This is a genomic window from Arthrobacter sp. R3-55 (genome assembly GCF_054161505.1).
Window position 1 is genome coordinate 3,539,253 of sequence record NZ_CP096423.1, and the last position, 13,215, is coordinate 3,552,467.

The following is a 13,215-nucleotide window of genomic DNA, read 5'->3' on the forward strand; positions in this document are numbered from 1 at the left end:
TCATGATGGGGGACGACAAGGACAGCGAAACACGTGCCGCGGTGATTCGGGAAGCATACCGTCGCGGAGATCCGCTGGAAACAATAACGTCAGCGCACAGTGTCGATGCCGGCGACATTTTCGATGCTATTGCTGATAAGCCCAGCGACGAACTTGCGCGAGCCCGGTCGGTGGGCAGCCGAGCGGTCAAAGCTATGAGCGCTCTTTGGAACAACGTGGAAATGGTCAGCCGGTTGGATGATGCCGGCATCCCACTGTTGGACACCCCGAAGGTGATCGGTGCGCTCGGGAACGACATTGACGTGGATGTAGCCGTAGCTATTCTGAAATTCCTTGGCATTCCTGACGAAGCACCCGCGGAGCCCGCTCCTAAACTGCTGAGCGATAGGTTGAGCCTACTCTACGTCGTCGGGAAGCATCACGGCATTGAACCCGACTACCAGCTTGCACTTGCAAAGATGCCGTTGGATGCCGTTGCTGCCTTTCGGGAGCTCGTGAAGCCCGAGGTTACTTACACTCGCTTGGCAGAGATTCTGGCGGTCGCTGAAACCACTGCCTTGGCCATACATGCCAAGTCGATTGCTACCCTCACTTACTCCGAGTACGACGAAATGGCCCAACAGATCTCGCGGCGACTGGGAAGAGTTTCCCGCGACGAGAAGGACCCGTGGCCAGTACCTATAGCCAACCTCGTCAGCCGCTACGGTGGTGGCAGTTGGCAGGGAGCTTTGGACACCATCCGACTGAACGTGGGCACACCTGAGGGGCGATTCGGGACGAAAGAACACCAAGACGCCCTCGACTCGTTTCTCGATGAGTGCGAACTGTGCGGCTACGCAATGAGCAAAGAATCTTACGACCTCTGGGGCTTTTCGCAAGCGGGAATGCTGATCGAGCGACCATCCGCGAACGAAATCATGCGGCACTTTGGTGTTTCTTGGGACGAGCTCATTGATCAAGTATTTGGCAGTTACGTGACCGAAATATCAGCCACACCGCTTCAATCAAAGTTCTTGCTGCAAGCGCTCCGTGATGAGCACGCAATAGACGCCGACGGCGATGGGGAGCCTATCGACCACGATTGGCACCGGGCGGGAGTTCTCATCAGCGACCTACTCGCACAAATGCCTTGGAACAGCTTCCTAAGAGTGGAGTATGCAGGGACGAGAACCAACGGCACCAACCCCTATGCACAAGCAACACCTAGCGCGGACGGAGTCTGGTGCGAGGTCGTTTCGGAGGAGTTCTTGCCTGCCACAGATTGGCCAATCGACCGGGAATTCTTGGCAAGTAACGACTGGTCGGAACCGGACGCCGATTTTCCCAACTGGTGGAAATCCCAGGTCTCACCACGCGATGCCGGGCATCAGATTGTCTCAGCCTTGAGATACGGCAGAAAGTGTGCTGACGTTACGGAGTTTCGCTGGTCCACAGGAGAGTTCCCCCCGGGCCCCGGACCTGACGGAGGAGTAACCCTGGATGATGCGCTAAATGGTGCGGTTCAAACCCTGAGGAACGCGAGTTGAAACCTGAGATGAACGTCGACGGAGCGTACTCAGAGCACGCCATGAGGCTCCCCTTAAGGCGCATGGGTCCTACTCCCGAGGCCAAGGCGGCCGCAGCGTACCGGGCAGGTAGACCACTGTCCGCGATAGCTGAAGAGACCAGTGCCAGTGGGTATGAACTGCTCCGAAAGCTGGGCCCCAGAATCGCCGAACGCGGAGAACTGGAACGTTCACGGTCACTCATGGCGCGCAGTCAGAAGACGGCCCATCTCTTGGCTGAACAGCGAAATACGATCCAGCAGCTTCTGTCTGCTGGAATACACCACTCCGAGATCCCTAAAGTCCTTAAGGCTTTGGGCACTCCCGTCGACAGTGAAATCGCCGTGGCACTGCTCTGCAATCGGCGCTGGCTGGCGAACAACTCGGAGCGGACAACGCCAGCCAGGCCCATCGCTATTCTGGACCGGTTCAGCCTGCTGTACATAGCGGGCGTGCATCTCCGGGTTGAACCCGACTACAAGGCCGCGTTAGCCAACATGGCTCCGGGCGACATTCAAGAAATCCGGGACAATCTGGGCTCATTCCTCAGCAGCGCCCGCGTAGCTGAGATACTGGCCATCGTCGAAGCTACTACCCTTAGGGTCCAAGCCGACAAGGTCAATGGTCCTTCCATTACGGCTTACGGCGACGCTCTGCAAGCACTGGCCTCACCTGCTGAACTCAGCACGATGTGGCCCTATTCCGCCCGGAATCTTCGACGCCGGGTAGGTAAAGGCTCGTGGGAACAAACTCTTCGCGCGGTTGGCCTCAGCATGAACGGGGCGGCAGCAAGGTTTGAAGCCGCGGATTTCGACGCAGCCGCTGAAGACTTCAAGGAAGCCTGCTCGGATCACGAGTCGCCGTTCTTTCCTAAAGACGTTTCCACCTACGACACCTGGGTCATCAACGAAGCAGCGGCGGGACGTGAGCGACCTTCTCCCATCGAGATGAGGAGACATTTCAATACGTGGGAAGAAGTCATCTCAGCTGCGTATTTCACCGATGACGATGAGGTGCGCAGTCTCTCGAATCAATTCCGTGCTGAAAACCGCTTGGAGCAGAAGTGGGCGTCCGTTGGGGAAGAGCTCAATGAGGCTTTGGCTGACCTGTTCGAAGGTTGGACCCTGATGATCGAATCCGGGAAAGAGACCTTGGAAGGCCCACCTCTCCGTGCTCAAGCCAGCATCGTCAAGGGCGACGTGCTATGTGAAATCAGGCCAGCCTGGGGCTTCGCAGGCGAGCAAATATCCGACGAACCAAGTTTGGGACGTCGCGGTTGGCGAGCATCGAACTGCACAACATCCAACTTGTTAAACAACCTTGGAGATCCGATGAACGCTGGCCATGAAATTCTTGTCGCGCTCCGAGTGGGTTTCGGATTACGTACACCTGGCGAGATTCACTGGCAGACGATCCGTTCGGATGCAGATTGACACGCGTCTCAGGACAGTTAGCCCACTAGGTGGACGAACCGGGCCGGATATCCAAAAGCGTGATACAACAACCAAACAAGCAAAATGGGGGCAACATTGATCGTCGAGTTCGGCTGGTTCCTGGACCGTGCGCCGTGGGCATTCAGCAATCCGGGACTGAACCGGGTTCGAGTTGGACGCAAGGGTTTTACCAACCTTCTCTTGACCAGGCTCGGACTCACGCGGCCGGACACCACACACGCTGATCGTGTGGGGCAATACTTGCAACGTCTGCTGTCCATCGATTCCGAAGACAAATGGTTCCACAGCTCACTTGCAGTTGACCCGTGGTCCACAGCTGCAGAACTTCTGGAGGCCCGCGACGACGCCGTGAGCAATGGGTGGTCCGGAGTTCTGCCTGTGGACGCCACGCCCGGAGCCAAGGTCTCCCCTCTGCTGCAAACATTGGCCGCGGTCGAAACCGCCAACGGAGATGTTTCTCCAGCTTTGGCCGATGACATCCGGGGCTTGCCGGCTGCGCTGCTCTCACCGCTGCCATTGGGGATCGATCAAGTCATTCTTCAACATGCTGAATTTAGTTTTCCGAAAATCTGGCAGGACATCTTTATGCTTCTTAGGGGGCGGGGAATTCTGGTCAGTGAGAAAGTGGTGAATGGCGCACAACCACAGCTTCACGTTCTGACGGCGGAAACGGAGTGGGAAGCCGCGGAAAACGTCGCTCGCTGGTTGGCTTGCGGCGACAATACGAAAACTGCAGTTGTGTGCTCAGACCACACGTCTGTCCTCGACCACTATCTCGCTGATAGAGGGCTTCCGCGTTTGGGTGTCGGGGCAAGCTCCAGTTGGCGTGCCAATGACCAAATCATCCCCCTGTTTTTCGAGGTGATCTGGGGTCCAATCAACGTCCGGCTGCTGGCGGAGTTTCTCTCTTTGCCTGGAACTCCGGTGAAGCACGTGGCCGCCGGGTATCTGCTTCAAGCACTCAAGCAAGCTCCCGGCACGGGCAGTGAGGCGTGGTTTGAGGCCCTGAATAAGATCGCAGATCATCAGGATTTGGGTCCTTCGTGGGCCTCTGACCTCGACCAGCTGTTCAATACAAACCTCATTGTCGGGGACACGGCACCCGGGTCCGTCCTTGTGGAAAAAGCGGTCTGGCTGACGGCACAGCTTCGTCGCCTCGCAAAGAAAAAGTCTGCTCTCCTGCCGACAGTGGAACAGCTCCTGCAGGTCATTGACCTTCTATCTACTGTCCCGGAATTATCGAGGCGGGACGTGCGACGAATCGTCAGTTCGGTCATCACACCGCAATCGAGCTCCATTGTCGCTCAGGAAGCGAGCGCATGGATGCGGCTGGCTCACCTCAGCGAGCTTTCCGACGACGTCGATTATGTCCTGTGGTGGGGTTTCAAGAATGCAACCCTTACGCCCGGGCGACGGTGGGAAGCGCATGATGTGGCAACACTGGAGAAGGTCGGAATCAGGTTGCCCGCTCCAGAGGACGCAGCCGCTCTTGCCATCCAGCAGACCCTGGCATCTGCCGCCCACTGTAAGAACCTCATCCTTATCGAGGTAGAGCAGGCACACGGTGCACGAACGGAGGGACAGGGGTTGCTCGAAGCCCTTGTTTCCGCGCAGCCCTCAACAAATCCGGAAGACGCGACAAAGCCGCTGACGGACCGTGTGCGTGAACTGAGATCCGTGCCGGAGCAACTCACAACCGCTGATGGACTCTGGGATTTTGCCGGCCGCTCGGCTAAGCTCGATGCCGCTCCCCAGCTGTCGCCCACTCACCCGGCTGCAATTTACGACGTCGGCGCAAACCCGTCGTTGAAGCCGAAGCAATTGTCCTTCTCGCAGCTCTCAAAGCTGCTCGGTTGTTCTTTCGCTTGGGTGCTGGAGAAGAAGTCGAATGTGCACGCCACCGACGCTGCCCTGATTCCCGCTGACAACACGTTGCTCGGCATCTTTTCTCACAAGGTGGTGGAGGTTCTCCACCACCAGCTCAGAGCCGAAAACAGGGCCATTCCCGAAAAGGAAGAAATCCACCGCTGCATTCGTGCAGTCCTGCCCCAGTACGCGGCAGAACTGTTGCTACCTGGCCAGCAGCGACGTCGGGACGCGATCGTCGGTATCCTGATTGACTCGGTTCACGCCTTCTTCAGCCAACTGTCAAAGGGCGGAGTCACCCTTCACGAGGTTGAACAGGAATTTGAGAAGAATCTTGAACTTGTCGGTTCACAGGACAATTACCTAGTAACAGTTCGTGGAAGCGCCGACGCCGTCGGGGTTGACGGCGATGGGCGACGGGTTGTCATCGACCTGAAGTGGACCAACCATGCTAAGTATCGTCGGGAGGAAGTTGCTGGCGGCACCGCGCTACAGCTTGCCCTGTATCAATGGGCACTGCACGAGGGTGCGGACACTACTGACGATCCCACTGCCTACTACATGCTCAAGCAGGGATCTTTTATCTCTGCTGACTCGCATTTCGGCCAGCCACTTCAGAGCGCGGTGAAGCCAACCGACCTCTGGGACAGCGCGAAAAAGGCGATCACATTCAGCATCGACGAAGTAGTTAACGGCCGTGTCACCGCCACCCAAGTGGTCGAGGACAATCGGGCCGAGACTGAACCGGGCCGCGAAAGCGAATGGCGGGACAGAGGCCTCCACTACATCAAGCCACCCTGCCGTTTCTGTGCATTGGGAGTGCTTTGCGGGTTGAAAGGTGACTTTTCATGACCAACCTCGACAATGTGACGATGGTTTCGGCAAGCGCCGGCACTGGCAAGACGTACCATTTGACCTCAGAGATCACGGATCGCATCCAGTCCGGACTGACGGCAACCCAGATCATGGCCACAACTTTCACTAAGAAAGCCGCTGCTGAGCTCCAGGAACGAATCAGCGCTCGGCTATTGGAACATGCCGGGGCTGCCGACGGTCCGCATGCCCGTTCACTACAGCTTGCTGCTCAACAACTTCCAGCAAGTCTTATTGGCACTGTTAACAGTGTCTGTGGTCAACTGCTGCAGGAGTACGCAATAGACGCTGGTCTATCTCCTGCACTTGAGGTCATCCCCGAAGAACAACTCAGGAGTATCTTCCACCTTGCCGTCGATTCCGTCTTGGCCGACCATGCGACGGGGATTCTACCGATTGCCCGCCGTATGGGAACCGACGAAGACTCGCCCTATGACTCGCAAACTTGGCAGGATACCGTCCGGTCAATTGTCGATGCGGCCAGAACCAACCTGCTCCGCTCAAGTGACTTGACAGCCTGTGCAGACAGATCGTGGGCAGGCATCCGCGAGCTGCTCGACGATCCCGCCGAGGATGAACGTCCCGTTTGGCTGAGCGATATGCGCGCAGGGCGAGCAGAGCTGGAGGAACTGGCCAAGACAGGACTCGACGCCGCCGGCAGACAAGCAAAGATCACTACTGGAGTGTTCGTCGAACAGTATCCGAAGGTCATCCAGAAAATTGACTCCGCAACGACGCCGGATGAGACCCCATGGGAGATATGGCGGGGTTTCGTAGCATCGAAACCCGCTGCGCCAATAGCTCAAATCTTCCTGGATCTCCGGACGCGGATACACGAAGGACTATTGTCCAATCCGGCATTTCACTCGGACATTGAACAGTACATTCGTAAGATATTTGCCTGCGCGGCAGAATGCCTGGAAACCTACGCTGAATTTAAGCGCCTCCATGGCTTGATGGACTTCGTCGATCAAGAGACCCTCGTCCTCGATTTGGCACGCACCAGCGATGCGTTTCGCTCTTCCTTCTCTCGGAGGATCAGCTTCCTGGTAGTGGACGAATTCCAGGACACGAGTCCCCTCCAGCTTGAGCTTTTCCTGCAACTGAGCGGTTTGGTCAAAGAAGCCGTATGGGTCGGCGATCCTAAGCAAGCGATCTACGAGTTCCGTGGAACAGACCCTGACCTCATGCAAACCGTTGTGGATCAGGTGGAGAACAAGCGCCAGCTTTCAGAATCCTGGAGATCGTGCTCGTCTGTCATCGCATTGTCCAACGCTGTCTTTGAGCCTGTTTTCGGAACATTAGGGATGCCCGCTGCGTCAGTTCGGCTCGATATGCCGGAAGCACACAAGGACTGGCCAAAGGGAAGCTTGGAAGCGTGGGCCCGTCCACAGAAGAACGACGGCGACCGGCTGCTGGCCACAGCTGCCGGGGTAGCCGACCTCCTTAACCGTCGTAGGAACGTGAAGCCCGGCGACATCGCCGTTCTGACGCGCTCAAACAAGGACGTTGACGCCATCTCCGCTGCACTGGACGGTTTGGGTATTCGGGCAACACGAAATCCACGCAAGCTTAATGAAGCCCGGGAAGTTCAGCTTGCTCGCGCAGCCATGGCATATGTTGCTGATGATCGAGACACCATTGCCCTCACCGAGTTGGTGGCGTTGCATCCTGGCCATCCCTCCAATGGAACTTGGCAGCGGGAGCTGTTATCCGCCGTCGAGCCCGAAACCGTCCACACCAGCTGGGCCCAGCAGCCTCAGGTACGTGCTTTGACCCGGGTCCGTGACCTCGCTGGCACAGCAACGCCACTTGAGATTTTTGAGGCCGTCATCGGCGCCGTCGGGCTGACAAATCACATAAAGTCTTGGACGTCTCCCGAAACCCGTCTCCGGAATCTCGACGCCATGAGAGGCACAATCGAAGATTACTATGAGCACTGCAGGGCACTCCGGGCGCCCGGAACACTGCGCGGCTTCCTGACATTTTTCGCTTCCGATAATCACCAATCAGCGGAAAACACGGGCCCCGACGTCGTCAATGTAATGACTTATCACAAGGCCAAAGGTTTGGAATGGCCCGTGGTCGTTATGGAAGCCCTGGATAAGGACGTCCGCTTCGCCGCTTTCGGCACTGCCGTTGAACAGGACGGAGAGCTGGATCTGGAACAGCCGCTCAAGGACCGATGGATAAGATTCTGGCCAAGTCCGTTCCCCTATAAGGCTTCGCCGCTCGACGCGGCCGGCCAGACCAGCCAGGTCGCCGTAGACGCGGAGCTTCGGGAGCGCAACAACACGAGCCGGCTCATGTACGTGGGGATGACTCGTGCCAAAGAAACCACCATCCTGACTGCGAAGTCGAATCAGCCACAGCTCCTCAACCTGTTGGGGATCCCCTCGCTCATATCCTGGTCAGGAGAGGATGAAGATGGATTGCTGAACATCGCGGGAAGTTCTCCCCTGCCCGCCCGAATTACCTCGTTTGACGTGCAAGAAACCAGGACCGACCAGACAGTTAACGCTGCCCAGTTCAGAGACCCAGCTAGCTTGCAGCCACTGCCCGTCTACCCTCCGGCTCGACTCACCGCGAGCTCCGAATCATCCTCCGACTATGACGTGAAAGTCCTGCTGGCTACAGAGCTCGGTCCCAGACTGGCTGCACGCGGTTCTGAAGAGTGGGGTGCAGTGGGAAGCGCCGTTCACGCGTACTTGGGGACGCAATACTCAACGCTTACTTCCGCCGACCAGCTTCAGCTTGCAGAGACAATCATCGAGCGATGGAAAGTAGGTCATGTAGTAGCTCCGGAACTGCTGATCGACTCCGGTGCCCGACTCGAAACGTATCTGCAAACGGAGTACCCGGGATGGACATACCATCGCGAGGCGGCCATTGGATGGCGGACTGAGAACAGAGTGATGCAAGGGTGGATAGACCTTCTGCTCGAGGGACCTGAGGGATGCGTCCTCATCGATCACAAGACCTATCCCGGGAATGACCCTGAGGGCCATATCCGAGACAAATACCTCGGCCAGATGGCAGCCTACCGTGATGCATTGGCGGCCGCCGGGATGCCCGTGATCCGCACGCTCATGCATCTTCCTGCTTTGGGCCAAATCTATGAAGTACTACCCGTTTCCGAAGCCGCCCAGCCCACCACGGAAGGCTGAGTAAATGAGATTCATACCCGAAGAACCGCATTTCACTGAGGGCCAGAGTGCAGAACGTTCAGTGTGGGAAGCCCTCAATCGAACCCTCCCGGACGATGCTGTGCTAGCCCACTCCGTTCAGCTGCGGGATGGCAGGGCAGAACATGAGATCGACATTTTGGTCCTCTGGCCGGGGGTGGGCATGGCGGCGATCGAAGTCAAAGGTGGCCGAATCTCCGTGGAAAATGGTCAATGGTTACAGTCCGACAGGGGCGGAAGCCACAAGATTCAGAGCCCGGTAGTGCAGTCTCAAAGTTCTCACCACGCCCTGAAGAACTGGCTGGGGCGGCAGCTCGGTACACCGCTGACCAGTCGCTTCGCCTACATGGTCGCGTTCCCCTACACCTCCGTTCCAAAGGAGTGGGGCATGGCCGGGTGCCCCCGCACTTTGTTTCTGGACGACAGACAATGCGAGTCGCCGGCTGAACTCGTCCGGAGGGCCATAGAAACAGAGGGTGGCGGTGCCTCACCACTGGCGACCGCGTTCATGGAACGTATCGAACGACAGCTTGCCGGGTCACTTGATAGCGGTACCGGCGCCCCCGTGAGTCCAAGGGAGGACGAGGACACCCAAGACCATCTAACTGAGCGCCAAGCAGTCTTGCTCCAGGCAACGCGTTCCCTTACCCGCGTTCGCTTTACCGGTGGGGCGGGCAGTGGGAAGACGTGGCTTGCTGTCGAGAAAGCTCGAATGTTGAGTAAACAGGGGAAGCGCGTCGGTCTCTTCTGCTATAACAAGGGACTAGGGCAATACTTGCAAAACCGCGTCTCCTCATGGCGCCAGGCAAAGCCCGTCTTCACAGGTGAATTCCATGACTACGTTCGCCGGCTTGGGGTGCCTGATGGCAAGGGGCAGGACTACTTCGATGTGGAGATGCCACGGCTTCTCCGGGAAATGGCCGGCACTATGCCTGCACACCAGCGACTGGATGCGGTGATCGTGGACGAAGCACAGGACTTCGCCCCTTTATGGTGGGAAGCATTGCTGGCATGCACTGCTGACCCAGAGAACGGCGAAGTTTATGCCTTCATGGACGACCGCCAGGACGTTTACAAAAGATGGGGCGGGCTCACGGCCGACCTCAACCAGGGACCTACAGCAACCTTTGTCCCCATCCACATCGACGAGAATCTGCGGAACACCCGAAAAATTGCGGAAACCTTCAAACCGTTTGCCGGCGAGCATTTCACGCCGCGGGGCAGCACCGGACTACCCGTTCGTAGGGTCCACTGCTCCACCGACGAAGCCCTCGACGTCGCGGGGGACTGTGTAGAAGCGCTTATTGATGAAGGGTGGGCAAATAACCAGATAGCCCTACTGACCACCAAGGAAAGGCACCCCGTTCATCTGGACTACTTTGACCGTGGTGCCACCGAGGAATACTGGCGCGAATTTCATGCGGGTGATGCGGAGTTTTACGGCCATGTCTTGGGGTTCAAGGGACTTGAAAGATCCGTCGTCATACTCTGTGTCAACGGCTTTAAGGACATGGCCCGAGCCGCCGAACAGCTCTACGTCGGGTTGTCCCGGGCACGGAGCTTGCTGGTCGTCGTGGGTGATTCGGAGCTCCTGGAAGAAGCGGGCGGACGGGAACTGAAGCACTCCCTTGCGCGCGCTGAGGCTTGGGACTACTCGCTGGCGGTGCCCGGATGAGCATCGCAAGCAATATTGTCCGGGCCTTCCATTAGCCTTCAGTAAGGAAGCACCACACAGTCCGATGGGGGATGAAATGCCGGAGTTGGTCGACGCGGAGTCGAACGGAATGACAGATCGAGTTCAGAGGCCTCTCCACACTGACCAGGTCTCAGTTTCCACATCCTATGACTACGCCTTCTTGTACGCCTGGCAGCAAGAGGCACTCAAAGCCTGGCACTCCCACGCCCGCCGCGGCGTTGTTGAGGCCGTCACTGGTGCCGGCAAGACACGAGTAGGAATCGCCGCAGCTTTCGAGGCGATTCGGCAGGGCATCAAAGTGCTGATTCTTGTGCCCACCGCTGAACTTCAGCGCCAGTGGTTGTCCTCCCTCAAGCGTGACCTCCCCGCCGCCCGACGAGGCGCTCTTGGCGATGGTCGAACCGACACCTTGGACGACGTTGATGTCCTCGTCGCCATCGTTCATTCGGCTTCCAATCGAATAACGCTGCGTAGCCACAAGGCCGGTTTGATCATCGCCGATGAATGCCACCGGTACGCCGCCCCTATGTTTACCGGAGCGTTGCAGGAAGGCTACGCGTGGCGTCTTGGGCTGACGGCAACCTACGAACGTGCTGACGGCGAGCACGAGAATCTGCTGACTCCATACTTTGGCGGGGTCGTCTACAACCTCTGGTACGACCGCGCACTGGCTGACGAGGTCATTGCCCCCTTCGATATCGCGCTTGTCGGTGTGGAACTGACTCCAAGCGAACAGGTCAACTACGATGACCTTTCAAACACGATGTCTGAAACCTCCAGACATCTCGAATCGTATGCCGGTATCCCCCGCCGACCATTTCACAGGTTCGTTGCGGCGGTCGCCTCATTGGCCGCGTCAGAGTCCCCGAGCCGCGAGGCAACTCTGTCGCGGAAGTACATGCGGGCCATGGCGTCCAGGCTAACCCTGCTGGCGGATGCAAAGACCAAATATCATGCGCTCGCTGCCATCAAGGAGATCGTTGACTCCTCAAACGGCACACTCGTGTTCACTCAGACACAGGATTCTGCGAAGCGCGCTCAAGAGCTCTATACGGCCTTGGGCTCGACGGCCTCTGCGCTGTTCAGCGGAATGGCAAAGGAGGACCGGCGTCAAGGGATGGACGATTTCCGAAGCGGGGCCTCCCAGATTCTTGCGGCACCAAGGCTCCTCGACGAAGGTATAGACGTCCCGGAAGCAGACCTTGGCATCATCGTCGCCGCCAACCGAAGTCAACGTCAGATGGTGCAGCGGCTCGGCCGCGTCATCCGCAAGAAGGCAAATAATCGCGCCGGCCGCCTCGTCGTCCTCTATTCAAAGGGCACCGTGGAAGACCCTGACATTCAGGGCGAAGAGTTCCTAGGGAAAGTCCTGCCCTTTGCTGATCACGTGGAGTTCTTCGATATCAAGCACGAACTTGACCAACTGAAGGACTTCCTTCGTCCAAAGGTGCAAGTATCGGCCCCTATTGCTTCCGAGGGCCAGGCAGTTTTTGAGCCACGGACTTCTGTGGCAGAAACTGCATCAACTGTCCCCGCTGTCCCCATGGAGCCCGAATCAGATGCACCCACCGCGTTCGATCTTCAAGATGACGGTTGGCTCGAAGGACTCGGAGACATCTCGGGCTACAGCGACGACAGCGTCGCGGACTACCTGAAGCGGGCCTCGCAAGCAGATTTGCTTACAGCACAGCAAGAGGTTGAACTCGCACGTGAGATCGAAGCCGGTCTCTACGCTCAGCACTTACTAGACGATACGGCTTGGCGCAGCAGGAAGCTCTCCCGCGAGCTAACTCAAATCGCACGGCTCGGGGAAAGCGCCATGCACTCCCTCATCAGCGCCAACCTCCGTCTTGTTGTTTCCATAGCAAAGCGCCACACCGGACAAGGCATGGACTTCCTTGATCTCATACAAGAAGGCAACATCGGCCTGCATCGTGCGGCCTGTAAGTTCGATTACTCACTTGGCTTCAAGTTCTCTACCTATGCCACGTGGTGGATACGCCAGGCAATTACGCGGGCTTTGGCTGATCAGGCACGCCTCATCAGGCTTCCGGTCCACATCGTGGAGCAGGTCAACAAGATTCAGGGAATCCTTCGGGAAGCAGACCGCGCCGGGATCAAACATCACGTAGCGGAGCTTGCGAAGCTTTCGGACAACACTGTCGAAAAAGTAGAGCACCTTCTCACCGTGTCCAGGTCAGTTCTCTCCTTGGACTTTCTAGTCCCGGACGGCAGAGGCGGGATGGAGAGCCTTGCTAACCAGCTGATTGATCCTTGTCCGTTGGACGTTGTTGAAGCCATCGCCGCGGAACAATTGACAGAGGAAATTTATGCCCTTTTGGACACACTGACGGAGCGCGAGGCTGGGGTAATGGCCTTGCGCTTCGGACTTGCCGACGGCGAACAGAAAACGCTCGATGCCATAGGACGAACCTACGGCGTCACCCGGGAACGAATTCGCCAGATTGAGGCTAAAACCCTAGTACTCCTAAAAGAACCCGACCGTTGTCGGCGCCTCCGCGAACATTACTATGGCGGCGTCACAACTGCTGGCGAAGATTCCGCATCCGCCTGATCTCAGAAGTCCCGAAAGAGGA

6 protein-coding genes are annotated in these 13,215 nt (G+C 57.6%); all 6 read left to right on the forward strand.

Features of this window, described 5'->3' with window-relative positions:
* Window positions 1-2: 2 nt before the first annotated feature.
* The 6 genes from M1D51_RS16190 (at window position 3) to M1D51_RS16215 (ending at window position 13,193) form a co-directional block, all read left to right on the forward strand.
* Window positions 3-1,526: a TY-Chap domain-containing protein gene (locus M1D51_RS16190; RefSeq protein ID WP_458107209.1), complete on the forward strand. Its 1,524-nt coding sequence runs from the start codon at window positions 3-5 to the stop codon at window positions 1,524-1,526.
* 221 nt (window positions 1,527-1,747) lie between these two features.
* Window positions 1,748-2,977 (forward strand): hypothetical protein, encoded by a 1,230-nt coding sequence (locus M1D51_RS16195; protein ID WP_458107210.1) that lies wholly within the window; start codon window positions 1,748-1,750, stop codon window positions 2,975-2,977.
* A 96-nt stretch (window positions 2,978-3,073) separates the two neighbouring features.
* The gene (locus M1D51_RS16200; RefSeq protein WP_458107211.1) at window positions 3,074-5,716 is read left to right on the forward strand and encodes a RecB family exonuclease; all 2,643 of its coding nucleotides are present in this window, start codon (window positions 3,074-3,076) and stop codon (window positions 5,714-5,716) included.
* The gene (locus M1D51_RS16205; protein WP_458107212.1) at window positions 5,713-8,904 is read left to right on the forward strand and encodes a UvrD-helicase domain-containing protein; all 3,192 of its coding nucleotides are present in this window, start codon (window positions 5,713-5,715) and stop codon (window positions 8,902-8,904) included. The genes M1D51_RS16200 and M1D51_RS16205 overlap by 4 nt, the downstream gene beginning before the upstream one ends.
* A 4-nt stretch (window positions 8,905-8,908) precedes the next feature.
* Window positions 8,909-10,597: an NERD domain-containing protein gene (locus M1D51_RS16210; protein ID WP_458107213.1), complete on the forward strand. Its 1,689-nt coding sequence runs from the start codon at window positions 8,909-8,911 to the stop codon at window positions 10,595-10,597.
* A gap of 85 nt (window positions 10,598-10,682) precedes the next feature.
* Window positions 10,683-13,193, forward strand: a complete 2,511-nt coding sequence (locus tag M1D51_RS16215) for a sigma-70 family RNA polymerase sigma factor (protein ID WP_458107214.1) — start codon at window positions 10,683-10,685, stop codon at window positions 13,191-13,193.
* The last annotated feature ends 22 nt before the right edge of the window (window positions 13,194-13,215 follow it).

Excerpts from the sequence above, each read along its gene's own strand:
- M1D51_RS16205 (WP_458107212.1), top strand. The coding sequence starts at position 5,713 with ATGACCAACCTCGACAATGTGACGATGGTTTCGGCAAGCGCCGGCACT.
- M1D51_RS16190 (WP_458107209.1), top strand. The coding sequence starts at position 3 with ATGATGGGGGACGACAAGGACAGCGAAACACGTGCCGCGGTGATTCGG.
- M1D51_RS16195 (WP_458107210.1), top strand. The coding sequence starts at position 1,748 with ATGGCGCGCAGTCAGAAGACGGCCCATCTCTTGGCTGAACAGCGAAAT.
- M1D51_RS16210 (WP_458107213.1), top strand. The coding sequence starts at position 8,909 with ATGAGATTCATACCCGAAGAACCGCATTTCACTGAGGGCCAGAGTGCA.